This window comes from Mesorhizobium comanense (genome assembly GCF_005503535.1).
In the GTDB taxonomy this organism is placed as follows: domain Bacteria; phylum Pseudomonadota; class Alphaproteobacteria; order Rhizobiales; family Rhizobiaceae; genus Mesorhizobium; species Mesorhizobium comanense.
In genome coordinates, this window is the sequence record NZ_SCNN01000019.1 from 1 (window position 1) to 25,055 (window position 25,055).

At 65.2% G+C, this 25,055-nt stretch carries 24 protein-coding genes; 10 read left to right on the forward strand and 14 right to left on the reverse strand.

All coding sequences use genetic code 11. The features are described from left to right. The 6 genes from FFS37_RS26085 to FFS37_RS26110 form a co-directional block, all read left to right on the forward strand. Positions 1–301 (forward strand): efflux RND transporter permease subunit (locus FFS37_RS26085; protein ID WP_137933853.1); only part of this gene is annotated, 301 nt, incomplete at its 5' end. 10 nt (positions 302–311) lie between these two features. Then, positions 312–1,811, forward strand: coding sequence for an efflux transporter outer membrane subunit (locus tag FFS37_RS26090; protein ID WP_137933854.1), 1,500 nt, complete (start codon positions 312–314; stop codon positions 1,809–1,811). A gap of 58 nt (positions 1,812–1,869) precedes the next feature. Next, positions 1,870–2,556 carry an aspartyl/asparaginyl beta-hydroxylase domain-containing protein gene (locus FFS37_RS26095; RefSeq protein ID WP_137933855.1) on the forward strand — a complete coding sequence of 229 codons (687 nt, stop codon included), beginning with the start codon at positions 1,870–1,872 and terminating at the stop codon, positions 2,554–2,556. A 135-nt stretch (positions 2,557–2,691) separates the two neighbouring features. After that, positions 2,692–3,573, forward strand: coding sequence for an EamA family transporter (locus FFS37_RS26100; protein WP_137933856.1), 882 nt, complete (start codon positions 2,692–2,694; stop codon positions 3,571–3,573). Between the two features lies 1 nt (position 3,574). Continuing rightward, positions 3,575–4,258, forward strand: coding sequence for a hypothetical protein (locus FFS37_RS26105; RefSeq protein ID WP_137933857.1), 684 nt, complete (start codon positions 3,575–3,577; stop codon positions 4,256–4,258). A gap of 5 nt (positions 4,259–4,263) precedes the next feature. Further along, entirely contained in the window at positions 4,264–5,511 is a 1,248-nt protein-coding gene (locus FFS37_RS26110; protein ID WP_137933858.1) for a hypothetical protein, read from the forward strand. Between the two features lie 117 nt (positions 5,512–5,628). On the opposite strand, the gene FFS37_RS26115 is transcribed toward FFS37_RS26110, so the two are convergent. The 3 genes from FFS37_RS26115 to FFS37_RS26125 are packed head-to-tail and all read right to left on the reverse strand — an operon-like array spanning position 5,629 to position 9,379. Next, the gene (locus FFS37_RS26115; protein WP_137933859.1) at positions 5,629–7,923 is read right to left on the reverse strand and encodes a xanthine dehydrogenase family protein molybdopterin-binding subunit; all 2,295 of its coding nucleotides are present in this window, start codon (positions 7,921–7,923) and stop codon (positions 5,629–5,631) included. Next, on the reverse strand, positions 7,920–8,903 hold the full coding sequence (locus FFS37_RS26120) for an FAD binding domain-containing protein (RefSeq protein ID WP_137933860.1): 984 nt from the start codon (positions 8,901–8,903) through the stop codon (positions 7,920–7,922). The genes FFS37_RS26115 and FFS37_RS26120 overlap by 4 nt, the downstream gene beginning before the upstream one ends. Then, entirely contained in the window at positions 8,900–9,379 is a 480-nt protein-coding gene (locus FFS37_RS26125) for a (2Fe-2S)-binding protein (protein ID WP_137933861.1), read from the reverse strand. Before FFS37_RS26125 ends, FFS37_RS26120 begins: the two co-directional genes overlap by 4 nt. Positions 9,380–9,845: 466 nt before the next feature. Between FFS37_RS26125 and FFS37_RS26135 the strand changes: the two genes are divergently transcribed. Continuing rightward, entirely contained in the window at positions 9,846–10,478 is a 633-nt protein-coding gene (locus FFS37_RS26135) for a TetR/AcrR family transcriptional regulator (RefSeq protein WP_171026426.1), read from the forward strand. Between the two features lie 27 nt (positions 10,479–10,505). On the opposite strand, the gene FFS37_RS26140 is transcribed toward FFS37_RS26135, so the two are convergent. The 4 genes from FFS37_RS26140 to FFS37_RS26155 form a co-directional block, all read right to left on the reverse strand. Continuing rightward, positions 10,506–13,559 (reverse strand): efflux RND transporter permease subunit, encoded by a 3,054-nt coding sequence (locus tag FFS37_RS26140; protein ID WP_232375779.1) that lies wholly within the window; start codon positions 13,557–13,559, stop codon positions 10,506–10,508. Between the two features lie 122 nt (positions 13,560–13,681). Further along, complete coding sequence (locus FFS37_RS26145) at positions 13,682–14,884, reverse strand: efflux RND transporter periplasmic adaptor subunit (RefSeq protein WP_137933864.1); 1,203 nt, start codon at positions 14,882–14,884, stop codon at positions 13,682–13,684. Between the two features lie 100 nt (positions 14,885–14,984). Further along, on the reverse strand, positions 14,985–15,242 hold the full coding sequence (locus FFS37_RS26150) for a hypothetical protein (protein WP_137933865.1): 258 nt from the start codon (positions 15,240–15,242) through the stop codon (positions 14,985–14,987). A gap of 210 nt (positions 15,243–15,452) precedes the next feature. After that, positions 15,453–16,184 (reverse strand): DUF899 domain-containing protein, encoded by a 732-nt coding sequence (locus tag FFS37_RS26155; protein ID WP_137933966.1) that lies wholly within the window; start codon positions 16,182–16,184, stop codon positions 15,453–15,455. Between the two features lie 390 nt (positions 16,185–16,574). Between FFS37_RS26155 and FFS37_RS26160 the strand changes: the two genes are divergently transcribed. The 3 genes from FFS37_RS26160 (at position 16,575) to FFS37_RS26170 (ending at position 19,406) form a co-directional block, all read left to right on the forward strand. Beyond that, entirely contained in the window at positions 16,575–17,795 is a 1,221-nt protein-coding gene (locus FFS37_RS26160) for a helix-turn-helix domain-containing protein (protein ID WP_137933866.1), read from the forward strand. A 36-nt stretch (positions 17,796–17,831) separates the two neighbouring features. Beyond that, positions 17,832–18,464 carry a Vgb family protein gene (locus tag FFS37_RS26165; RefSeq protein WP_137933867.1) on the forward strand — a complete coding sequence of 211 codons (633 nt, stop codon included), beginning with the start codon at positions 17,832–17,834 and terminating at the stop codon, positions 18,462–18,464. Between the two features lie 111 nt (positions 18,465–18,575). Further along, on the forward strand, positions 18,576–19,406 hold the full coding sequence (locus FFS37_RS26170; protein WP_137933868.1) for an aldo/keto reductase: 831 nt from the start codon (positions 18,576–18,578) through the stop codon (positions 19,404–19,406). Positions 19,407–19,786: 380 nt separating this feature from the next. Here FFS37_RS26170 and FFS37_RS26175 read toward each other — a convergent pair whose 3' ends face one another. The 7 genes from FFS37_RS26175 to FFS37_RS26205 all read right to left on the reverse strand — a co-directional run bounded on the left by FFS37_RS26175 (position 19,787) and on the right by FFS37_RS26205 (position 25,036). Further along, positions 19,787–20,104 (reverse strand): MocE family 2Fe-2S type ferredoxin, encoded by a 318-nt coding sequence (locus FFS37_RS26175; RefSeq protein WP_137933869.1) that lies wholly within the window; start codon positions 20,102–20,104, stop codon positions 19,787–19,789. Positions 20,105–20,174: 70 nt separating this feature from the next. After that, on the reverse strand, positions 20,175–21,116 hold the full coding sequence (locus tag FFS37_RS26180; protein WP_137933870.1) for a substrate-binding domain-containing protein: 942 nt from the start codon (positions 21,114–21,116) through the stop codon (positions 20,175–20,177). Positions 21,117–21,232: 116 nt separating this feature from the next. Next, positions 21,233–22,237, reverse strand: a complete 1,005-nt coding sequence (locus FFS37_RS26185; RefSeq protein ID WP_137933871.1) for a sterol desaturase family protein — start codon at positions 22,235–22,237, stop codon at positions 21,233–21,235. A 7-nt stretch (positions 22,238–22,244) separates the two neighbouring features. Next, on the reverse strand, positions 22,245–23,051 hold the full coding sequence (locus FFS37_RS26190; protein ID WP_137933872.1) for a 3-methyl-2-oxobutanoate hydroxymethyltransferase: 807 nt from the start codon (positions 23,049–23,051) through the stop codon (positions 22,245–22,247). A 74-nt stretch (positions 23,052–23,125) separates the two neighbouring features. Further along, complete coding sequence (locus FFS37_RS26195) at positions 23,126–24,133, reverse strand: LacI family DNA-binding transcriptional regulator (RefSeq protein WP_137933873.1); 1,008 nt, start codon at positions 24,131–24,133, stop codon at positions 23,126–23,128. A 125-nt stretch (positions 24,134–24,258) separates the two neighbouring features. Further along, on the reverse strand, positions 24,259–24,630 hold the full coding sequence (locus tag FFS37_RS26200) for an endonuclease domain-containing protein (RefSeq protein WP_137933874.1): 372 nt from the start codon (positions 24,628–24,630) through the stop codon (positions 24,259–24,261). Positions 24,631–24,730: 100 nt separating this feature from the next. Further along, the gene (locus tag FFS37_RS26205) at positions 24,731–25,036 is read right to left on the reverse strand and encodes a hypothetical protein (RefSeq protein ID WP_137933875.1); all 306 of its coding nucleotides are present in this window, start codon (positions 25,034–25,036) and stop codon (positions 24,731–24,733) included. Positions 25,037–25,055: the final 19 nt, after the last annotated feature.

Consider the following 25,055-nt stretch of genomic DNA (forward strand, 5'->3'; position numbering starts at 1 on the left):
TAAGAGACAGGTGGAGGCGACGCTGGAGGCGGCGCGACAGCGGCTGCGGCCGATCCTGATGACGTCGCTGGCCTTCATCCTGGGCGTCACGCCGCTGGCCATCGCCAGCGGGGCGGGCTCGGGCGCGCAGAACTCGGTCGGCATCGGCGTCATGGGCGGCATGATCGCGGCGACGGTGATCGGCGTGTTCCTGGTGCCGCTGCTGTTCGTCACGGTGCGCCGGATCTTCAAGGGCAGGGTGGCCAAACCGGATACGGGTCCAGACACAGGCGAGACGCCGGCGACCGTCAACCAGCAATAAGGAACTTCCCATGACAGGTTTTGAACGTGGCCCGTCGGCCGCGAGGCGGCTGCTTGCGCCTATCGTCAGCGCGACGCTGCTCGCTGGGTGCGTCGTCGGTCCGGACTACCGCACGCCCATATTGCCGATGCCGGCGAACTGGAGCGGCCAGAAACCGGCGCAATCGGCACAGCCGGCGCAGCTTTCGAAATGGTGGCAGCGCCTGCGCGACCCCGAGCTGAACTCGCTTGTCGAGGAGGCGGTTGCCGGAAATCTCGATGTCGCCACCGCAAGGGCCAAGATCCGCGAGGCGCGCGCCAGCTACCGGCAATCGGCCGGCACGCTGTTCCCGTCCGCCGACGGTTCGGCGTCGGCAACGCGCAACAAGACGGCCGCCGCCACTTCGGGCGGCACCGCCAGCGATGTCTACAGCCAGTACCAGTCCGGCTTCGACGCCAGCTGGGAACTCGACCTGTTCGGGGCCAACCGCAGGGGCGTCGAGGCGGCGCGCTACGGCGTGGATGCCTCGCAGGAGAACCTGCGCTCGACGCTGCTGACGCTGGTCGGCGATGTCGGTTCCTACTACGCCCAGGCGCGCGGCTATCAGGCCCGCATCGCGCTTGCCCGGCGCTCGGCCGCCTCGCAGCGGCAGACGGCCGAGCTTACCAGGACGATGGCGCAGGCGGGGACGGCGACTGCGGCCGACGTCGCCAAGGCGATGGGGCAGGCGGCCGGCACCGAGGCCGCCGTACCGACGCTGGAGGCGAGCTATGCCGAGGCGGTGCATCGCCTGTCGGTGCTCACCGGCAAGCCGCCGGCGGCGCTCAACGAGCGGCTGAAGCGCGGCGCGCCCATCCCGACGCCAAAGCTGCCGATCCCGACGGGAATTCCAGCCGACATCCTGCTGTCGCGCCCCGACGTGCGCATGGCCGAGCGCCAATACGCGCAATACACCGCCAAGGTCGGCCAGGCCGAGGCGGCCCGCTATCCCTCGGTCAGCCTCACCGGAAACATCAGCACCACCGCCTACCAGCTCGGCGACCTCGGCAAGAACTCCTCGATCGGCTGGTCGTTCGGACCGACGCTCAGCGTGCCGCTGTTCAATGCCGGGCAGCTGAAGGCGGCCGTCGAGGTCGCCCAGGCTCAGCGCGACCAGTATTTCATCGCCTACCGGGCCTCCGTGTTGACCGCGCTCGAGGATGTCGAGAACGCGCTGGTCTCACTGGCGCAGGAGCGCATCCGCATCGGCAAGCTCGCCTCGTCGGCGAAATCCTACGGCGAGGCGGCGCGTCTGGAAGGCACGCTCTACAAGGCCGGCGAAACCAGCCTGCTCGACGTCCTCGACGCGCAGCGTTCGCTCTATTCGGCCGAGGATTCGCTGCTGCAGAGCCGCGTGCTGCTGGCGACCAACTACATCGCCCTCAACAAGGCGCTTGGCGGCGGCTGGGATGGCGCGGTCGACAGTGCGAAGCCGGAGATCGTCGACGCCAGGACAGGGCCAAGACTGGCGGCGAAGCTCGCGAAGCCGTGAACAAGAAGTGCGATCCATACCGGCGAATGTCCAGCTATACTGTGCATGAGGGCATCAGATGTCGCAGCTCTACGACCTTGCATCCGGCGCGGTCCGGCGTGTCTATGAAAAGCGCATAGACGCGCCGCCGATCCTCGACTGCGCCACGGACTTCCCGAACGCGGCGAAGTTCATCGCCGCCTGGCAGGAGATACGCGACGAGGCGCTTGCCGCTAATCCGGGCAAGGCGCCGCGCTTCCACGACATCATGCCGGAGCAGGCCGAGATTTCGGCCAATGACGGGCTGGACTGGCGCATGCTGGTGCTCAAGGCCTATGACATCGGAGTTGCCGAGAACCTCGCGCGCATGCCGGTTCTCGCCCGGTTGCTCCGCGAGTGCCCCGAAGTCAAATCGGCTGCGGTTTCGTTCCTGGCGCCGCGCAAGCACATTCCCAGCCATCGCGGCCCGTTTCGCGGCATCATGCGCTTCCATCTCGGCCTGGTCATCCCGCGGCAGGCCGAAGGGCGCCCGGCGACCATCATGATGATCAATCACCAGGAAAAGCGGATCACGGACGGGGAGGGCATGCTGTGGGACGACACGTTTTTGCATGAGGTGATGAACAATTCCGACGAGGGCCGGGTGGCGCTGCTGCTCGACGTCTGGCGTCCGCATATGCCGCTGGACATGGAAATTCTGTCGCGGCTGATCGTGCGCGGCGTGCAGGCCGGGATGCGCCACAGGGGCGTGTCGTTTTCGGGCTGAAGGCGGCGGCGCCGGCTTGGGCGCCTGCGCACTGACCCTATCGGCCGCCTCCGCTGCCTCACGACAGCCGGGCCGGTTCGCCCTATCTCCCATGCCGCAAGCCTTTCGCGCATTGCGGCACGGAGCGAGAAACAAGTGACATCGACGACGGTTGTCCATCGCGAGGCGGCGCCCTTGCCGGTCGCGGCGCTGATGGGGGCCATGGTGTCGATCCAGATCGGCGCCACCTTCGCCAAGACGTTGTTCCCGGTGATCGGTGCGCAGGGGACGACGACGCTGAGGCTGGTGATCGGCGCGCTGATGCTGATCGCTGCCCTGCGGCCCTGGCAGATGCGGCCCTCGCGCGCGTCCTTGCCGTGGCTGGTCGCCTATGGCGTGACGCTCTGCGCGCTCAACCTGCTGTTCTACGCCGCCCTTGCCAGGATTCCGCTTGGCGTGGCGGTGGCGCTGGAGTTTTCCGGCCCGCTGCTGGTCGCGACCTTGACCTCGCGGCGGGCGAGCGACTTCGCCTGGATCGCGATCGCCGTCGCCGGCATCGTCTTGTTGTCGCCGTTCATCCATTCGCTGCAGCCGCTCGATCCGGTGGGCGTGATGCTGGCGCTGGCGGCGGGCGGCTTCTGGGCGCTCTACATCGTGCTCGCCCAGAAGGCGGGCGCCGAACTCGGCACGCGCACCACGGCCTACGGCATGGCGATCGCCGCCGTGCTGGTTCTACCCTTCGGCATAGCCCAGGCGGGAACCGGACTGCTCGCGCCATCGATCCTGGTCAGCGCGCTGCTGGTCGGCCTGTTCTCCAGCGCACTGCCGTTCTTCCTGGAGATGGTGGCGCTGACCCGCATGCCGGCCCGCATCTACGGCACGCTGACCTGCCTGGAACCGGGACTGGGCGCACTGGCCGGCTTCCTGTTCCTGCATGAAAAGCTGACCATGCCGCAACTGGCGGGCGTCGCGGCAGTGATTGTCGCCGCCGCCGGCACCGCGCTGACCTCGAAGCCGCCGGTGCCGTCGCCGGAGTAGGGTGGCCGATTTTTCCGATCGGCATGCTTCCCAGATATTCCGACATTGGTACTCGACCGACTCTGCGCCGCTGTCGAAGCTCCGTTGTTGGCCATTTGTGCCGGGCCTTGCTCGGGGAGTCACAACACAGTTTGGCAGCAGTGAGCAGAAGCGAAAGCAAACGTTTAGCTTGCATGAAATTAATTTGCTTTATATCTTATCTTTTGGGAGAGCAATTTCAATAAGATCAGTAATATCAAAACAGCTTTTGGGGGGGATTATGGGGAAAATTGCGTCTACACGTAGCGTATCGGCGGCGAAAACCGCGCTGGTGCGCCAGAAAAAAACAGATAGTGATAACGATTTATTACTTTTCAAGCTTGCTCATTACAAGACGCATTCTTTAAGGCTTGAAAGAATAATTCAGAAAACGATCACTGCTCGAGAAATTTATCGTAGATTGCTGTCTGTTTTGGGTGTTGATTTCATAGACCTTCAGGCTCCACCTTCACAGTATCTGAAGGGCGATGATCCGGTGAAGGTGCTGCGAGCCTTCGCGGGGCAACTCAACCATAGCTCGGAGTTTAAAAACGACCAGCTCGATCTTGCGCCGGGCGATCTTTCAGCGGCGACAAAGATGCAGGATATCGGAGGAGCGATCGTCCGGTGGTACCGAACACATGGCTGGGAGGTTCAGAAGGAGTGATCGCGATGCGGGCGCAGTTCATTCTTCTCGGCTGCACGGCATTGTTTTTCATCTCCATATCGGCCTCCGCGGCCACACGCGATGAATTGATCAACCGCTATCACGTTGATCCTAATGCCAAAAAAATTGGTGGCGAAGTGCTCAAAGTGATACGAGCGCACGACGCGGACCCTGTTCTCAAGAAATATGACTTAAACAACGACGCGATCCTTGAGCCGTCCGAATTGAAAAAAGCCGCGGCTGATTTGAATTCGAAATATTCTCAACCACCGTGGGTGAAAAAGCTCAAACCCGGCGAGGACACAGAGCTATTTGTCCAAGGTGCAGAGGCCGAGCAAGCCGATACCGGCATTCCGATCGAAGCGATTCTAGAGAAGGACAAGCCGAAACCCGTTACGATTTGTGGTGACGACAAACAGCTTTTCATTCGTCGTGACAAGCTTGACAATTACATGTTCGACCTTGCACCCGTTGCCAAAGCTCAAGGCGCATCAATAGGCTATCTGTCCGACGCGCAGAACGACCATTCAACGTTCTCCGTTGATGGGACAGTAAGCTACGCGTGGCGCAAACCATGCCTGTCGCGACCAACAGGCGAGACAGTAGGTCGGTCATACATCTCTGCATACGCCATCGCGCCTTGGATCAGCGCGCATGGCACACGCTCGTCAAACGGAGCGAAAGAGCAGAGCGATATGAGGTTCGGTACGGAGGTGCAAGTCGAGCTATTCGATGGCCCTTTGTTCAACACTCAATACTTCGACGTATCACCGTACTATCAGACGGATTTTCGAGGTGAGGCCAGGGCATATGGTGTCGAGGCCAGTTGGACGCCATATTGGCTTGAGGCCAATCTCGGCGGCAACTCGAAACGGTTCTCTGACATTTTCGATTGGTACTGGCAGTTTGCCGCCGAGGCGGACTATCTTAACGTCCAGGAAGTTGGTCGCACGGCTCTTGAGGCCGATGACTATGCATGGCTTGGATTTACCGCCAAGATTCAGGTTTTTCCGTTTTCGGACACCGATTGGGCGCCGGACTACATCCGTGATCGAATCCACGCAACGGGGACCGCAAAATATTATTGGGATGCTATCTCCGGTAGAGATATCCACGATCTGATAGCAGAAGTCGCTTACAACCTAGATGATACAGGCGCAACTTCATTGGCTGTGAACTACGAGAAGGGAACACGAAAAGAGACCCTTGAGGACATCGACCAGGTCGCACTGAAACTAAACTATAAGTATTAGCGCAACCAGGTGGCGACCCTGATCCCAGGAGCATCGGGTTGGTCTCAGAACAGCTCATCGTCTCGTCGAAACGGTGGGCCGTTCCGACTATTTATTAGCACAATTTTCCACAGCCTGCTAAATCAGCTTCTCCAGCGTGATCGGCAGATCCCGCACCCGCTTTCCCGTCGCATGGAACACCGCATTGGCGATCGCCGGCGCGATGCCGACGATGGCCAGCTCACCCACACCCTTGCCGCCAAGGGCCGAGGAGTGCAGGTCGGGTATCCCCACCGAGATCACCTCGATGTCCGGGATGTCGGCATTGGTCGGCACGAGATAGTCGGCGAGGTTGTCGTTGACGATGCGGCCGTGGCGGCGGTCGACGATGCCTTCTTCCAGCAGCGCCTGGCCGATGCCCATGATGATGCCGCCCTTCCACTGGCTCTCGGCGAGTTTCGGGTTGTAGAGCCGGCCCGAATCCAGCGCCGAGACCACGCGTGAGACGCGCACCGTGCCGAAATCCTCGTCGACGCGCACCTCGACGAAATGCGCGCACCAGGAGTGGCGGGAATAGTCGCCCTCGGTGTGGGGCAGTGACATGGCGATGGTGGTGTAGTTCTTGTAGCGGTCCTCGGCCGTCGAATTGGCCGGCATGGTGTCGCCCGTGGCCTCGATCTGGTCGCGGCCGACGCTCTTGAGCAGTTCGGCGATCGAGACATCGGGGCCTTCGCCGCGCGGCGAGGCGATGCGGCCATTTGCGACGACCAGCGTGTTGGCCTGCAGTGCGTGGAAGGGCGAGCGCGGATCGCTGATGGCCAGACCGACCAGCTGGTCGAGCGCGGAGGTCGCGGCCTTGTAGACGGCGCCCGTCATGACGCCGGCCAGCCGTGAGCCTCCGGTGACGCCGGCGCGGGGGAAGCGGGAATCGCCGAGCTTCACCACCACATCGTCGGCGCTGACGCCGACCGTCTCGGCCGCAGTCTGCGCCAGGATGGTGTAGGTGCCCTGGCCCATGTCGATCGAGGAGCTTTCGACCTCGACCGAGCCGTCGGCCAGGATACGCACCCTGGCCTCGCCATAGGCGCGGCGCACCGGATAGGTGCCGGCCGCCACACCCCAGCCGATGAGATGGTTGCCGTCGCGCATGGAGCGGGGCTGCGGCGTGCGCCTTGCCCAGCCGAAGCGCTCGGCTCCTGCCGCAAAGGCCTCGCGCAACTGCCTGGTCGACCAGGCTTTTTTGGCGTGCGGATCCTGCTCGGCATAGTTCCGGAGCCGGATCTCCAGCGGGTCGATGCCGACCTCGTAGGCGAGTTCGTCGATGGCGCTTTCGATGCCGAAGGCCGAGGGGTTTTCGCCCGGCGCGCGCATGGCGCCCGGCACCACCGAGTTGACGCGCACCACGTTCTGTTTCGAGGAGAAGTTGGGCGTCGCATACATGATCGAGGTGACAGAGCCCAGCGGCTCGACCCACATGCCGTCGATGGATGTTTCATTGACGCCGCGATGCACGATCGACTGGATGACGCCGTCATGGCCGGCGCCGATCGTCACCGTCTGGCGCGTCGCGGCGCGGCCGCCATAGCCGGTGAAGGTCTGCGGCCGGGTCATGACCAGCCGCACCGGCCGTCCCAGCATCCTTGCCGCGCCCGCGGCGACGGCGCCATGGCTGAGCGCCAGCGCCTTGGAGCCGAAGCCACCGCCAATATAGGGCGACACCAGCCGCACATTCTCGAACGGCACTTCGAACCATTCGGCATAGGTGCGCGCCATGCCGTCCAGCCACTGGCTCGGCTCCCACACGGTGAGGTGGTCGCCTTGCCAATGCGCGATCAGGCCATGCGGCTCCATAGGCGCCTGGTATTCGCGCGGCGTGTTGTAGGCGGCGCAGATGCGCACCGGAGCGGAGGCGAAGGCCGAAGCCGCGTCGCCCCATTCCTTGGTCATGGCGTCGATCGGGATGCCGTCGCCGGCCTTGCCATCACTCAGGTCCACGATCGCAGGGGTCTCGTCATAGCTGACCTTGACCAGCGCGGCGGCGGCCACCGCCTGCTCGAAGGTCCCGGCGATGACTGCCGCGACATGCTGGCCCGAGAAGGTGATGTCGCGCGCCAGCGGGCAATAGGGTTTGTCGGGCGGCGGCGTGCCGAACCAGTCGGAGGCGGTCCTCAGACTCATGATGGTATCGGGCGTCAGCACCTTGACCACGCCCGGCGCGGCCTCGGCTTGCGTGACGTCGATGGCACGCACCTTGCCGGCGGCGATGGTGCTTTCCACCAGCGCGCCGTACAGCAGGCCCTCGAGCTGTTGCTCGACGGCATATCTTGCGGCGCCGGTGATCTTGGCGGGGCCATCGACCCGCGACAGGCGGCCGCCGACGGCCTCCGCCAGCACGCCGTCGGAAGCGTCGCCATGTCTTGTGTGAACGGTCATGCCGCGTCTCCCAGTTTGAGGATTGCTCTAGCCACGACGCGCGGCGCGAGCTCGATCTTGTAGTGGTTGGCGCCATGGTCGACGGCGCCTTCGACGGCGAGCAGGCTGGCGGCGCGCACGGCATCCGGCTCCAGCACCTTGCCCTTCAGGGCGTCTTCGACGGCGCGCGCCCGCCATGGCTTGGTGGCGACGCCGCCGAGCGCCACGCGCAGGTCGCGGATGGTGCGGCCGTCGGCTTCTAGTTCGAGGCCGACGGCAGCGCTGGCGGCGGCGAATTCATAGGACTGCCGGTCGCGGACCTTGAGATAGGTCGAACGGCGGGCAGCGGCGGAAGAGGGGATCTCGATGGCGGTGACCATCTCGCCCGGCTCGATCGCATGTTCCCGGTCGGGCGTTTCGCCGGGCAGCAGGAAGAAGTCGTCGACCAGAAGCCTGCGTTCACCGAGATGGACAATAGCGTCGAAGGCGACCAGGGCGACAGCGAGATCGCCGGGATACATGGCGATGCAGGCCTCGCTGGCGCCGAGCACGGCGTGGCCCCTGGTGACGCCGCCGATCGCCGAGCAGCCGCTGCCGGGTTCTCGCTTGTTGCAGGCGGAGAAGTTCGAGGGATCGCGGAAGTAGGGGCAGCGCGTGCGCTGCATCAGATTGCCGCCGATGGTCGCCATGTTGCGGATCTGCGCCGAAGCCGCTTGCCAGAGCGCCTCCGAAACAGCGGGGAAGCGGCTCTTGATGTCGGCATGGTCGGCGACATGGCCCATCCTGGCCAGCGCGCCGATGGTTGCGCCACGCTCGCCAACCTCGATCCGGTCGAGCCCTTTGAGGTGAGAAATGTCGACCAGCGTGTCGGGCTGGGCGACGCCGCACTTGGCGAGGTCGATCAGCGTGGTGCCGCCGGCAAGCAACATGGCGCCGGGCAGGGCGGCCGCCTGGCGGGCGGCTTCGGCTGACGTGGCGCGAAGATAGGAAAAGTCCCTCATTGGGCTGCCTCCAGTGCCGCCTGGCGCACGGCGGCGACGATGTGGGGATAGGCGCCGCAACGGCAGAGATTGCCGGCCATGTATTCGCGGATCTCCTCGTCGGAGCCGGCATGACCCTCTCGGATGCAGGCCACCGCGGACATGATCTGGCCCGGCGTGCAATAGCCGCACTGGAAGGCATCCTGCTCGAGGAAGGCAGCCTGCACGGGATGCAGTTCGCCCTCCCGTGCAAGCCCCTCTATGGTGGTGATGGCGCGGCCTTCGGCCTGGGCTGCCAGCGTCAGGCAAGCCAGCACCCGCTCGCCGTCGACATGCACGGTGCAGGCGCCGCACTGGCCGTGGTCGCAGCCCTTCTTGGTGCCGGTCAGGCCGAGCCGGTCGCGCAACGCGTCGAGCAGCGTGACGCGAGGTTCGATCTGGAGGTCGTGATGGCGACCGTTGATTTCGAGATGGACGGGGATTTTGGTGTCGGTCATGGGCGTCTGGCTCCAGTTGCTTGACGCGGATGGGAATGAACTGGTGTCGGGGCGGGGTTGGGCAAGGGCGGCGGACGAAAGGTTAGGCGGAGGCGCTGGCTGCAGCCGATCTCCCCCCTTGTGGGGGAGATGCCCGGCAGGGCAGAGGGGGGCGCGAAGGATTGCGAGGTTTGTGGTTTGGTCTTTCAAATGAGAGGCGGTCGAAGGCAGTGACTGCTGTCGTTTGAGAGGTTGGCGGGACAGCGCCCCCCTCTGTCCTGCCGGACATCTCCCCCACGAGGGGGGAGATTGCCAGCTCGGCCGCCTTCGCCAATCTCCAGTGAGTATCTACTTGACCTTGCAAGCTCTCAGCACGTGACATCAGGGGTTCCCTGCCTATATGATGGAAGGACTCCACTTAAGCGGAGGCGCCTCCGTTTATTAGTTGGGGCTTGGCCTGGCCAGGTTCAAGTCCCATATTTGGTCCGTGGAGAAAAAATTGGCCGAAGCCGTCATCGCCGAACAGAAGGCCGCCGAGGCCAAGCCGCTGCGCGCGGACGCCCAGCGCAACCGCGACCGGCTGGTCGAGGTGGCGGCATCCGTCTTCGCCGAGCGAGGCATCGACGCCTCGCTTGAAGAGATCGCGCGCCGGGCAGGGGTCGGCATCGGCACGCTCTACCGGCATTTCCCGACCCGCGAACATCTGGTCGAGGTGGTCTACCGCCGCGAGGTCGAGGGGCTGTGCGCGGCCGCCGGCGAGCTTGCGCAAAAGCATCCGTCCGATGTGGCGCTGGAACAGTGGATGCAGCGCTTCGTCGATTACATCGCCACCAAGCGCGGCCTGGCGACCAGCCTGCGTATCCTGATCACCACCAACTCGACGCTGTTTTCCGACACGTCGGGCCGGGTGTCGCAGGCGATGCGGCAACTGGTGGAGGCGGCGGTGGCCGAGGGTACCATCCGCGCCGATGTCGACGCCTCCGACGTGTTGCACGCGCTCTCCGGCATCTACTCCGCTCCAGACACGCCGGAGTGGCGCGATCGCTCGCGCCGGCTCGTCAAGCTGTTGATGGACGGGTTGCGGTTCGGCGCGGCAAAGGCAACCACGCAAAGCAGCTGAACGCCAACGCGGTGACCGGCTTCCGGGTCATGACACCGCGTGCTCCGCGGCGAGGACGCGGCTGGGGTTGTGATCGCGCCGGCGCAGCCGGTCGAGGGTCAGGTAGATGACGGGCGTGGTGAAGAGTGTCAGGATCTGGCTGACGATCAGACCGCCGACGATGGCGTAGCCGAGCGGCTGGCGGATTTCGGCCCCCGACCCGTGCCCAAGCATGAGCGGGATGCCGCCCAGGATCGCCGCCATCGTGGTCATCAGGATCGGCCGGAAGCGCAGCAAGGCGGCCTCGCGGATGGCCTCCAGGCTGGTGGCGCCGTTCTGCTCGGCCGTTATGGCGAAGTCGACGAGCATGATGCCGTTCTTCTTGACGATGCCGATCAAGAGGATCACGCCGATCATCGCCACGAGGCTGAAATCGAGGCCGGCCAGCATCAGCGCCGCCAGGGCGCCGAGGGCCGCGGACGGCAAGGTCGACAGGATCGTCAGCGGGTGAATGAAGCTTTCGTAGAGCACACCCAGGATGAGGTAGACGACGACCAGGGACGCCGCGATCAGCAACGGAACCGTGGAGAGCGAATCCTGGAAGGCCTGCGCGCTGCCGGCGAAGGCGCCGGTCAAGGTGGTTGGCGGCTGGAGACCCTGAAACGCCTTGGTAACGGCCGCCGTTGCCGTGCCGAGCGAGGCGCCGGGCTTCAGGTTGAAAGAGACCGTCGTGGCTGGAAATTGCCCCTGGTGATTGATCGAGACCGGCGCCACGGTCTCCGTCGTCCAGTGGGCGATGTTGCCCAGCGGCACCAACGTGCCGTCGGCGGCTTTCACCGACAGCCGGTCCAGCGTGTGCAAATCGTGTTGCAGCCTGGGCAGCACTTCGAGCACGACATGAAACGTATCGGTCTGCGTGGTGAATTGCGCCACCTGGCGCTGGCCGAAGGCGTCGTAGAGCGTGTCGTCGATCGTCTGCGGCGCGACGCCGAACAGCGAGGCGGCGGCGCGGTCGATCTTCAGCGAAAGCGTCGGCGCGACCTTCTGCTGGTCGCTGGCGACATCGGTGATCTCGGGAACCTTCTTCAGCGCATCGACGACTTTCGGCGCCCAGGCACCGAGCTCGGCGACGTCGCTGTCCTCCAGCGTGAACTGGTACTGCGTGCGGGCCGGGCGAGCGCCGATGTTGATGTCCTGCGCGGCCTGCATGAAGAGCTGGATGCCCTCCACCTTGGCCAGTTCCGGCTTCAGCCGTGCAATAACCTGCTGGGCCGAAACATCGCGCTCGGCGAGCGGCTTGAGCGTGATGTTGACATGGCCCTGGTTGAGCGCGTTGCCGCCATTGCCGCCGCCAATATCCATGAACACGCTGTAGACGGCGGGATCCTTCATCACCACGGCGCTGATGCGCTCCTGCAACTCGACCATCTTGGGGTATGAGACTTCGGGTGCCGCCTGCGACTGGCCGCCGATGAAGCCGGTATCCTGGTCGGGGAAGAACCCCTTGGGGATTTCGACGAACAGCCAGGCGGTCGCGGCAAACGTCGCGACAAAGACGGCAAGCGTCAGGCCGCTGTGTTTCAAGGCGGCGTCGAGCCCCCTTCCATAGGCGTTCTGCAGGCCTTCGAAGGCGCGCTCGCTCCAGCGAAACAGACGGCTTTGCCTTGCCGGATCGGCCGGCTTGATCATGCGGGCCGCCATCATCGGCGTCAGCGTCAGCGACACGATCGTCGACAGGATGATGCTCAGCGTCAGCGTCATGGCGAATTCGCGGAACAGGCGGCCGACAATGCCGCCCATCAGCAGGATGGGAATGAGCACGGCGATCAGCGACAGGCTGATGGAGATGATGGTGAAGCCGATCTCGCGCGAGCCGCGAAAGGCGGCCGCCAGCGGTTCCTCGCCCGCCTCGATATGCCGGGTGATGTTCTCCAGCATGACGATGGCATCGTCGACGACGAAACCAACCGCCACCACCAGCGCCATCAGCGACAAATTGTCGATGCTGAAGCCGAGCAGATACATGGGGGCTGCCGCACCCAGCAGAGCCACCGGCAGCGTGATCGCCGGGATCAGCGTGGCCCTGAGATTGCGCAGGAAAATGAAGATCACCATGACCACCAGCGCGATGGTGATCATCAGCGTGAACTGCACATCGCGCACCGAGGCGCGGATGGTCGTGGTCCTGTCGGTGACCAGCGTCAGCTTGACCGAGGCCGGCAGGGTGGCCTGCAGATCGGGCAGGGCCTGCTTGACCCGGTTGACCACCTCGATGACGTTCGCGCCGGGTTGCCGGAACACGTCCACGGCGATGCCGCGCTCGCCATTGGTCCAGTGGGCCATCTTGGCGTCCTCGGGACCCATCACCGCCTGGCCGATGTCGCGGATGCGGATTGGACCGCCATCCCGATAGGCAACCACCGTGTCGCTCCACCCGGCGGCATCGGTTATCTGGTCGTTGTCGTAGATCGGAAAGGTGCGGGTGGCGTCGTCTATGTTGCCCTTCGGGCTGCTGACGCTCAGGCCTGAAATAGCCGAGCGGACGTCCTCAAGCGTGACGCCGGCGGCACCGATGCGGCCGGGATCGACGGAGATGCGGATGGCGGGCTTCTGCCGTCCGCCGATGTTGACCTGCGCCACGCCCTGCATCTGGCTGATCTTCTGGGCGACGCGGGTCTCGATCAGCTCATCGACGTCGATCAGCGACAAGGTATCGGAGGTGGCGGAGAGCTGCAGCACGGGCGCATCGGCCGGATTGACCTTGCGAAAGGTGGGCGGCGCCGGCAGGTCCTTGGGAAGCTGGCCGCTGGCGGCGGTGATCGCGGCCTGCACATCGCTGGCCGCCTGGTCGATGTCGCGGTCGAGATTGAACTGGACGGTGATCTCGGTCGAGCCGAGCGAACTCGACGACGTCATCTCGGTGACGCCGCTGACCTTGGCCAACTGTGTTTCGAGCGGCTGCGCCACCGAGGACGCCATGGTGTCGGGCGCCGCGCCGGGAAGGTTGGCGGCGACCTGGATGGTCGGAAAGGCGATTTCGGGCAGGGCCGAGACGGGGAGCAGCGGATAGGCCACCGCGCCCAGGAACAGGATGCCCACCATCAACAGCGTCGTGGCGACGGGATGGGCGATGAAATAGGCCGATACGCCGGAAAGGCGCTCCTGCGTGCCGAGTTTCACGGCCGACGGCTTGCGCGGGGCGGAGGCTGCTTCGGTTTGCGTGCTCATCGAGCGGCCGCCGATCCGGAAGCGGCCACGGCCTGGTCGGCGGGAGGCTGCGTGTTGCCCGGTCCCAATATGTGGACGGTCGACCCGTCGGCGATCTGGCCGAGCCCGTCGAACACGATGGTCTGTCCGTCGGAAAGGCCGGCCGTGACCAGCGCCATGCCGTCGGTCGTGACGGACACCGTGACCTTGTGCCTTGTCGCCTTGTTGTCGGGGCCGATGACATAGGCGGCAAGGCCGTCGACGCCGCGTGCCAGCGCCTTGTCCGGCACCACAACGCCCTTCTCGTTGGCGACGGTGAGACGCGTCGCCACCGGCAGACCGGGCCACAGCGTGCCGGCGCCATTGTCGAAGTTGGCGCGCAACCGGATCGAGCCGTTCGACGCGTTGACGAGATTGTCCATCAGGGTCAGCTTGCCGCGCGCCAGCACGTGGCTGCCATCGGTCGCGATGGCCTCGACATCGGCGATGCCATCCTTGAGCGCGCCGCGTATTTCGCGAAAACGGTCGCCGGGCGCGACGAACACGACGCCGACCGGATCGAGCTGGGTGATGGTCAGCAGCCCATCGGTCGATCCCTGGGAGACGATGCTGCCCACGCTTGCCGTCTTGAAGCCGGTCAGGCCCCCGATCGGCGCCCTTATGGTGGCATAGCTGAGCTGGGTCTCGGCGCTGCTGATCGAGGCCTCGTCGGCGGCGACCGTCGCCTCCAGCTGCCTGACGGCCGACGTCTTCTCATCGAGATCCTGGGACGAGACGACCTTCTTGTCGGCGAGCGCCGCGTAGCGGTTCAGATCGGCGCGGGCATTGCCCAGCAACGCCTCGTCCTGGGCTTTCTTGGCCCGCGTCCCGTCGAGCGTTGCCTGCAGCGAGCGCGGATCGAGGCGGATCAGGACATCGCCCGCCTTGACGATGTCGCCCTCGGCGAAGTTGATTTCCTCGACCTGACCGTCGATGCGCGGCCTGACCGTCACCGACTGAAGCGGCGTGACGACGCCGATGCCGGCGATGATGCGCGGGATGGACCCGGTCTTGGCGATCACTGTCGTGACAGGCACTGCCTCGGCGGCTTGGGTATTCTTCGCCGCCGTCCCGCCATCGCTGCCTGATGCAGCGTGGCCGTTCTCGAACCAGAACCCAGCCAGGGCCGCAACCATAATGATGAGGGCCGTCCACAAGAGCGCAGGCGATCGAAGCGACATTTCAGGAACCCCTCAAGTACCCCTGAAACGGGCTCATGGTCGAAATGTTCCAGGCGAGGATCGCGAGTCGATAGGCGCCTGTTGCAGGCGGATAGCCGGGCTATCGGGCCGGCCGGCCTGAGATCACCCTCAGCCAGGGGGCGAGATGGAAGGCGCTCATCAGGAGATACATGGCGGCCATGCCGGTGAGCGGCGAGGCACCCATGCACATCATGGAGGCATCACTGGCCTGAAGACAGGAAAGCAGCGCCATCAGGGCGAAGGTTGGCGCCGCCGCGAGACAGAGCCAGTCGGCGATGCCGAGGGTCGCGGGGTTTTCCGGGGTCGCGTCACCGGTTCCAGACTGGATATCACTCATGATCTTATCCCTTGATGGTTGCGGCGCGTCAGAATCTGGGTTCCTCGCCCCCGCCAAAGGCGGGGGAGAGGTGTCCGCGAAGCGGACGGAGAGGGGGCCTTCGTAGGGCGCAGCCCCCTCTCCGTCTCGGCTTCGCCGAGCCACCTCTCCCCCACTTTCGTGGGGGCGAGGAACCCAAGCTTGGCGAGGGCCTTCGCCCGCCAGTCCCCGCTATTCGCCCTTGTCGCGGAAGGCGGCTTCGCCGGCGGCCGAAACCTCGGCCCATTTCTTGTCGTGGCCGGCATCGTAATTGTCGTGCCAGTTCCACCAGCTGTAGAGCGGGGTCTGCGGATAGCCTTCGGGCGAATCCTCCCAGATCTCCTGGCGGCCGAGCGGGGTGGCGTCGAGATAGCTCCAGACCGTGCCCATCGCCTCGTCGCCGCGGCTGTTGATGAAATAGGTGCGGAAGACGCGGTCGCCGTCACGGAAGAACACATTGTGGCCGTGCCATTCGTCGACGCCGAAGTCTTTGTCGAAGCTGTCGGTGATGGTGTACCAGGGCATCTCCCAGCCCATGCGCTGCTTCAGCCCGGCGATATCGGGCTGCGGCGCGCGCGAGGCGTAAACCAGCGTGGTGTTGCGGGCGTTGAGGTGGGCGAGGTGGCCGACCTGGTCGGCGCCGAGCGAGCAGCCGCGGCAGGCGTGCTCCGGCCAGCCATAGACGCCGGGCTCGAAGAAGGCGCGGTAGACGATCAACTGGGGGCGGCCTTCGAACAGGTCGAGCAGGCTGGCCTTGCCGTTCGGCCCGTCGAACACATAGGCCTTGTCCACTTCCATCCAGGGCATGCGGCGGCGTTCGGCGGCGAGCGCGTCCTTGGCCCGCAAGGTAGCCTTTTCCTTGACCAGCATCGCTTCGCGCGCGGCTTCCCAATCCTGTCGCGAAACGACCGGCGGTGTCTTCATCTTGGTGTGCGTGTTCACTTGCCTTCTCCTTTACCGGGATTTGTCGCTGCGTGGTGGTCATCCATCGCCATGCCGGGGCGATGGGCCGGCGCCGCGTGCGTTACGAATGCGATGGGGTTTGAATCCTCCGGCCCGGCGCAGCAGGGGTGGCGGGGCGGCGAAGCAGGCTTGAAGTCGTCACTTGCAGACATTTCAATTGTCCCTAACTAGATGCCTGGTTCCTGCATCCGAGGTGTTGCGATTGCCGTTTGCGCGGCAGCCAGGCCGTCGGTGGCGTCAGCCGCATGCCCCCGTATTCTCGAGGCGATGCGGCTTGCTGGCCGGCGGTGGTGGCTTAAAGTTAGGGCGATGAAGTGCGGGGGTGGGAGTTACAAGTGTGACGGGATTTGAATGGACTCGCTGATCACCGCGGCAGGGCTGGCGCTGGCCGCCGGCGATCCGCTCGGCGCGCTCGACCGCGTCGCGCTGCGCGAGGATGCGCCGGCGCTGGCGCTGCGCGGCATCGCCATGGCGCAGCTCGGCGACCTCGAACGCGCCAAGCTGCTGCTGCGCCGCGCGGCGCGCGCCTTCGGCCCGAAGGAGGCTGTGGCGCGCGCCAGATGCGTCGTCGCCGAGGCCGAGATCGCCCTGGTGTCTCGTGACCTCGGCTGGCCGGTCAAGGCGCTCGACGCGGCGCGCGCGACGCTGGAAAAGCATGGCGACAGGCTCAACGCCGCCCATGCCGGCCACCTCAAGGTGCGGCGCCTGCTTTTGATCGGCCGCCTCGACGAGGCCGAGCAGGTGCTGGCCGGGCTCGATCCGGCGCCGCTGCCGCCCGCGGCCAGGGCCGCGCATGAACTCGCCGTCGCCGGCATCGCCATGCGGCGCCTCAGGACACGGCCCGCGCGCGCGGCGCTGGAATGGGCGCGCCATGCTGCCCGCAAGGCCGGCATTCCCGGGCTCATCGCGGAGGTCGAAAGCGCCAGCCGGGCGCTGGTGACGCCGGCGGCGCGGCTGATCGCGCAAGGCACGGAGCGGCCGCTGCTCATCGAGGAGGTCGAGGCGCTGCAGGGGTCGCCTGATCTGGTCGTCGATGCCTTTCGTTATGCAGTACGCCTTCAGGGAAAGGCGGTGTCGCTGGCCAGCCGGCCGGTGCTGTTTTCGCTGGCGCGCGCGCTTGGCGAGGCCTGGCCTGCGGATGTATCGCGCGAGGAGCTCGTGGCGCGGGCCTTCGGCGGCAAGCATGCCGATGAATCGCACCGCGCGCGGCTGCGCGTCGAGATCGGGCGGCTGCGCGCCGAGCTTGGCGGGCTGGCCGACATCAGCGCCACCAGGCGTGGTTTCATGCTGGCGCCGCCCAGGGATCGCGCGGTGATTGTGCTGGCGCGGCCGATCGAGGAACGCCACGCGGCGGTGCTTGCGCTGCTGGCCGATGGTGAGGCCTGGTCGAGCTCGGCGCTTGCGCTTGCGCTCGGCACCGGCCAGCGCAGCGTGCAGAGGGCGCTGGAACCGCTTGCCGAGGCCGGCAAGGTGCAGGCTTTCGGCCATGGCCGGGCGCGCCGCTGGATGACGCCGCCGGTGGCGGGATTCACGACCACCTTGTTACTCCCGGCGCCGCTGCCGAACGGTTAGGAATGGATCATTCCATCATCATTCGAGGAGAGAGACATGAAACATTCCACCGCCGAGGTCCTGCGCGAATACGGCCCCTTCCCAGGCGTGGAGCGCGTGCATGGCGTGAGCTTCGACGGCGAGAACGTCTGGTTCGCCTCGGGCGACAGGCTGAACGCCTTCGATCCCGAGAGCGGAAAGCCGCTGCGTACCATCGATGTCGCCGCGCATGCCGGCACCGCCTTTGACGGGCAGCATTTCTTCCAGCTCGCCGGCGACCGCATCCAGAAGATCGATCCCGATACCGGCAAGGTCCTGTCCACCATTCCGGCTCCCGGAGGCGGCCGCGATTCCGGCCTGACCTGGGCCGAGGGAACGCTCTGGGTCGGGCAGTACCGGGAGCGCAAGATCCACCAGATCGACCCGGAGACCGGCACGATCTTGCGCAGCGTCGAATCCAGCCGTTTCGTCACCGGCGTCACCTGGGTGGACGGAGAGTTGTGGCACGCCACCTGGGAAGGCGACGAGAGCGATCTGCGCCGCGTCGACCCCAAGACCGGCAAGGTGCTGGAGAGGCTCGACATGCCCGAGGGCATGAGCATATCGGGTCTGGAATCGGATGGCGGCGACCGCCTCTTCTGCGGCAGCACGTCCAGTCCGGTGGTGCGGGCGGTGCGCCGGCCGAAGTGACCATATACGAAGTGCGCGTCGTCATGGCGGGCGGACAAATATCGGCCGCCGACTGGTCGTTGCGCGATGGCGAGCCTAGATAGGCTGGACCATCACCGCAAAGGACCAGATATGACCGACCAGATCAGCTTGAACGACGGCACCGCAATTCCCCAGCTCGGTCTTGGCGTGTGGCAGGTCGACCAGGACATCGCCGCCAAGGTCGTCGGCTGGGGGATCGAGGCCGGCTACCGGCTGATCGACACCGCCGAGGGCTACAACAACGAAGAGGGCGTCGGCGAGGCCATCCGCACCGCCGGCGTGCCGAGGCAAGAGCTCTACATCACCTCCAAGCTGCGCAACGGCGCGCATCAGCGTGATGCGGCCCTTCGCGCCTTCGACGACACGATGAAGAAGCTCGGCATCGAGCAACTCGACCTGTTCCTGATCCACTGGCCGGTGCCCAGCCAGGACAAGTATGTCGAGGCGTGGAAGACGCTGGTGGAGCTGCGCAAGGCGGGCCGCATCAAGTCCATCGGCGTGTCGAACTTCAATCCCGATCATCTCGAGCGCATCATCGGCGAGACCGGCGTGGTTCCCGTCGTGAACCAGGTCGAGCTTCATCCTCGCTTCCAGCAGCGCGCGCTCAGGGAATTCCATGCCAGCCACAAGATCGAAACCGAAAGCTGGAGCCCGCTCGGCAGCGGCAAGCTGCTCAGCGATCCGACCATCGCGGGCATCGCCAGGAAGCATGGAAAATCAGCCGCGCAGACGATGATCCGCTGGCATCTCCAGGAAGGGCTGATCGTCATTCCGAAATCGATCCATCAGGACCGCATCGCGGCCAATTTTGATGTCTTCGATTTCGAACTGGACGCGCAGGACCTCGCGACGATTCGCGGCATGGATTCGGCCAGCGGGAGAGGTGGCCCGAACCCGGCCACGGCCTCGTTTTTGTTTTAAGGTTAGATCCTGAAAGAGCCGGCGGCGAAGCTGCCAATCTCCCCCCTGGTGGGGGAGATGCCCGGCAGGGCAGAGGGGGGCGCCAAGGAACGCGAACCATCGAATTCGTCATCCTAGTGCGAAGCAAGGAGCGAAGCGACGCGGCGCAGACCCTAGGATCCATGCCGTGACGCGAAGGTGTTGCAACAGTTGAGAATTCTGCTCCGCTGCACCCTTCGGCAAAGGTCACGGCATGGATCCTCGGGTCAAGCCCGAGGATGACGAAGCGCTGGCACGGCCGACCCAAGCACCGACACGTCGGCGGGACAGCGCCCCCTCTGTCCTGCCGGACATCTCCCCCACCAGGGGGGAGATTGGCCGTTTCGCCTGCCGCGCTAATGTTATGCAGGCAGTTCCACCATCACCGCGCCGCCCTCCAGACGCGCCGGATAGCTCTTGAGGTTGGTGCAGGGCGGCAGGCGCTTGGCGGCGCCGGTGCGGTAGTCGAAGGACCCGGCATGCTTGGGGCATTCGACCTCGTAGTCCATGACCAGGCCGTCGGCGAGGTGGACGGCCTCGTGGGTGCAGAGCCCGTCGGTGCAGAACACCTCATCGTCGGGCGAGCGGAAGATGGCGTAGGTGCGGCCGCCATGGTCGAAGCGGCGGGCGCCTTCCTGTTCGATGTCGTCGAGGCCGCAGGCCTTGATCCAGCTGGTCATTCTTCCTCGCAAGCTCTCGTGCGGTTTCCGGGACGGCTGGCTTGCCGTCCCGGAGGCTTCAGTCCCGGGATCAATTCTTGCTGAGATACTCGGCCGCGTTGGCCGGCGTCACCAGTTCGAACGGCACGTAGACGACACGGTCGACCTTCTCGCCCTTCGCCAGCGCGAGCGCTGCGTCCACGCCGCCGCCGCCCTGGCCCTTGGCGTTCTGGAACACGGTGACGGCGAGGTCGCCCGCTTTCATCGCCTGCAGGCCGTCCTGCGTGGCGTCGATGCCGCCAACGACGACGTTCTTCATATCGACGCCATTGGCCTTCAGCGCCAGGATGGCGCCGATGGCGGATTCGTCGTTGTTGGCGATCACCGCGTCCGGCGCCGGTCCGGCGGTCAGCCAGTTGGTCATCAGGTTCTGCGCGTTGTCGCGTGCCCATTCCGACGACTGCTTGTCGGTGATCTTGATGAAGTTGCACATGTCGGTGGCGAAGACCTGCTCGACATCCCTGGTGCGCTGGAGTGCCGCCTGATGCACGAGGCTGCCCATGACGATATAGGCGGTGGCGCCGGCCGATTTGCCCTTGGCGCGCAGGAGCTTGCAGACCTCGAACGCCTGGAGCGTTCCGGACTCCGTCTCGTTTGATCCGACATAGACCTGCTTTTCCGGCAGGCTCTTCAAGTCGGACGGTTCGAGGTTGACGAAGACCAGCGGAATGCCGGCCTTGGCGGCTTCCTCGCTGATCGTCTTCGACGCATTGGTGTCGACCAGCGTGACGATGATGGCGTCGACTCCGCTGGCGATGAAATTCTTCACCTGGTCGAGCTGCTTGGCGACATCGTTCTGCGCGTCCTCGACCTGGATGCCGGCGCCCTTTTCCTTGGCGCGGTCCTGCATGCCGTGCATCAGCAGCGTCTGGAAATTGTTGTCGAAGTTGACGATCGAGACGCCGATCTTGGCGGCGAAGGCGTTGCCGGTCATCAAAGCCGCCAATGCCGTCGAAATGAGAAGCTTCTTCACGGTTTTCCTCCCTTGCGGATGGAGTGCCGGCTCACCCCTCTTTGCGTTCCGGCCCTTGCGGGATGGCTGGACGGACGGCTGGCGCTATCCATGTGGCTGTCTTGGTCGGGCTGAGGTCAGCGCGCAGCGTTGGCGCGCGCCTTCTTCTTCTCGTAGCGGGCCTCCATGCGGGCCTCGCCTTCCTTGCTGCCGTCGTGGAACGTGCCGAACCACCGGTCGAACGGGATGAGGCCGTCGCCGTAGTTCACCTCGAAATATTTGTGGTGGAGGTAGTGGATGTAGGCGTGGCTATCGACAGCCTTGTCCTTGCCGATCTCGACCTTGTCGAAGCCGACATGGCCGGGGATGGCGCCGAAGCCGGCGATATGCAGCTGGTAGAGCGCCAGGACCGGATTGGACGGGATGATCAGGTGCCAGAACGCCACGCCGAGATAGCCGAACTGCTCGACGGGGTGCATCGCCAGCGACGACCAGGGCGATGGGTTGACCGAATTGTGGTGCACCGAATGCACCCATTTGTAGAGCGGCGCCCAATGGATCGCCCGGTGCAGCAGGAAGAAATGCGTCTCGTGGATGACCGGCGCGGCGAGCGCCAGCAGGAAGAGGTAGACCGGATGTTCGGCGAAGGTGAGCCACGGCACGTAGCCATTGGCATAGGCATAAAGGATCGCCACCTCGATCGCCGTCCAGATTGGCATGCCGGTGCCGAAGGTGCGCAGCATGTTGTCGATGTTCTGGTTCTCGAACAGGAACGCCTTGTTCTTCTGCTCCGAGGGCCACTTGCCGTTGTATTTGAATCGGTTGCCCTGGGCTTTTAACGTATAGAGCCGGATTTCGAAGGCGCCGAAGAAGACGAGCAGCGCCACGCAGTTGACGAGAAAGAGCCTGGCGATCCAGCCGAAGGAAAGCGTCTTCATCACCTCGACATCGGGCAGCACGAAGCGCCACCAGACGACGGCCAGCACCGCAAACAGCAGGTTGTAGGGCAGGAAATAGTGAGGCAGCCATTTGAGCAGCGCCAGCGGGCGCGGCGGGAAGACAAACAGCGGCGCGGTGCCCGCCGGCTCGCTCGGAGCCCAGTCGCCGCGCTTGTTGCGGGTGCCGTATTTCAGATCGTCCATGGCGGCCTCACAATGTCTGGGTTCGCAAGGACTGGGAGAGGGTGAGGAAGCGGTCGTAGGCGGCATCATCCATGTCCACCTCGTGCCGCGCTTCGGGGTAGAGGCCTTCGGCCACGTCGCGGCCAAAGGTGCGGAAGGCGGCGACGCGCTTTTCCTGCAGTTCGGCTTCCAGCGTGACGAAGTCGGCGTAGCGCCTGGCATGGCGCGGGTAGTGGCCGGTGTGCGTGCCCAGCACATCGCTGGAGAACAGGTATTGCGTGTCGCAGGCGGAGCCGCAGCCCATGCCCATGGTGATCAGCGGCGTCGAGCGGGTGATGTGGTCGGCGAGCCTGACCGGAACCACCTCGACCTCGATGCAGGCCGCCCCGGCATTTTCCAGATCCCTGGCCGCGCGCAGCACCTTGAGCGCCTCGTCGGCCGTCTTGCCGATGGCGCGGAAATTGGTCCAGGTGGCGCGATTGGGCACCAGGCCGACATGGCCGGTGACCGGAATGCCTTCCGCCGCCATGGCCTCGATGAAGCGCGGCGAATGCGATGAATAGACCGCGTCGGCGCCGCGCTTCATCATCGCGAAGCCCAGACGCACAGCCTCGTCGGGCGATGCGACCGCGCCATGCGGCATGCCGACGGAGAGGAAGGCGAGGGGCGCCGCCTTGCGGATCGCTTCCAGATTGTGGTCGGGTTCGCAGGAGAGAATGACGATATCGCTGGCGACGGCGGCGGCGGCCTCGGCCGGCGTGTCGACATGCAGCTGCAGCCATTTCCTGCTGCCCTTGGCGCTTTGCAGGTCGTGTACCGTCAGCCGTCTTGTCACCTGTCGTCCTCCCGTTTGCGAGAGGCGTATCATCCGGACCGGCGCAAGGCCGCTTGTTCCTTGATCAAATCAGATCAAAGGTTCTCGGCGGTGAAGGTGATGAAGCGGATCGGCGGGTTTTCGATCGGCAGATCGTGCAGGCCAAGCCGCGCCAGGATGAGGTCGATGGCGCGGCGCGCCTGTGCTTCCGGCGCCTGGTCGAGCACGACATCCATGGTGCCCTGGCGGAGCGCCGCACCGCTGCGCTCGGTCAGTTCGTGGCCGACGAAGAACACCTCGTGGCGGCGCGGATGCCGGGCCAGCACTTCGTTCAGCGAGCCATTGCCGCCGCCGGCGTTGTAGAAGCCGGCGAGATCGGGTCGCTGCCGCAGCGCATCGACCAAAAGGTCGGCGCTTCTTGGTCCTTCGTCGTGGCCGAACAACACCTCGGCGAAGGCAAGGTCGTCGCGAGGATGCTCGGCCAGATAGTCGGAAAAGCCCCGAATGCGGTCGCGGTGTACCTGGTAGATCTGGCTGTGGCAGAGTGCCACGATGCTGCCGCCACGCGGCTGCATGCGGCTCATCAATTGCGCCGCCATGCGGCCGGCGGCGTAGTTGTCGATGCCGACATAATCGGCCTTCGAGCCGGCGATGCGGGTCACCACCTGCGCGGTCGGCACGCCTTGCGCCTCGACCTCGGCCAGGGCGGCACGGATCAGCGGATCGTCCGGCACCGCCAGGATCAGGCCGCCACGGCGCATGCCGGGCTCACGGATGCGCCGGGCGACGGCCGAAGCGTCGCCTTCGTCGAGGAAGGTGCGGTGCACGGCGACGGTGCGGTCGAGGGTGGCCGCTATGCGTTCGAAGGCGCGCGAGAGCCGCGAGAAGAAAGTCGAATCCGGCCGCACCAGGATGACCTCGATGCGGATAATGCCGCGATGGGCCTCGGGCAGCCGGCGCGGATAGTCGAGCGAGCGCGCCGCGGCGACGACCTTTTCCACGGTTTCCGGGCGCACGCCGCCCCGGCCGTTCAACACACGTTCGACCGTCGCGGTGCCGACGCCGGCGCGGCGGGCAATGGCGGCGAAGGTGGGTTTGGGAATGGCACCCTCCCTGATGCGATTTGATCAGGGAAATAGCATGTTTTCACGGCCGGTGAAGCTGCCGATCTCCCCCCTCGTGGGGGAGATGCCCGGCAGGGCAGAGGGGGGCGCTGTCCCGCGACTTCTCAATCCATACCGTCCAAGCCTGCCACGATGACAATGTGCTGGCAGACGTTGTCGATGTCGCGAATGACGTCGTTGTTCCAGAACCTCAGCACGGTCCAGCCGTCCTGTTCCAGGCGTTTGGTTCTTAACGCGTCGGCGGTTGCAAGATCCTCATCGGCATGCTGCGACCCATCGAGTTCCACGACGAGCTTCTTCTGCGGACAGGCGAAGTCGACGATGTAGCCGGCGATCGGAAGTTGCCGGCGAAAGCCAAGCCCCATCAAGCGATGTGCGCGAAGCTCGTTCCAAAGCTTCAGCTCAGCGTCAGTCATTGTCCGGCGCATGGATTTTGCGCTTGCGCGGTTTTGTGGGGGGAGTGGGGTATGAGGCATGGCTGCCTTCTTTGGTTGAGGCGAGCGCTCTACGGCGCCCCCCTCTGTCCTGCCGGACATCTCCCCCACGAGGGGGGAGATTGGCAGCTTCGTCCCTTCGCTAAATCCCCGACCCGTCCAGCTGCTGGGCGTCATCGCCTTCCCACGGCGCCGGCATCGAGGCGCGGGCGAGGTTGGCCGAGGGCAGGGGCATCCAGCATTTCAGCTCCGGCTCGGCATATTCGATGACGCGGCCGGGCGAGGAATCGGAGGCCCGCCAGCCCTCCTCGGCGAATTGATCGGCACGCGACCAGTAGGCGAGGTCGACTTCCGCCGGCCCTTGTTCGGAGGGGCGCACCGTGACCAGGATCCGGCTGCCGTCCTTCGGCGCCGTCGACATTTGGCGCCACCGTTCGGGCTCGTCCATCGCATTTCCTCCTGGCTTG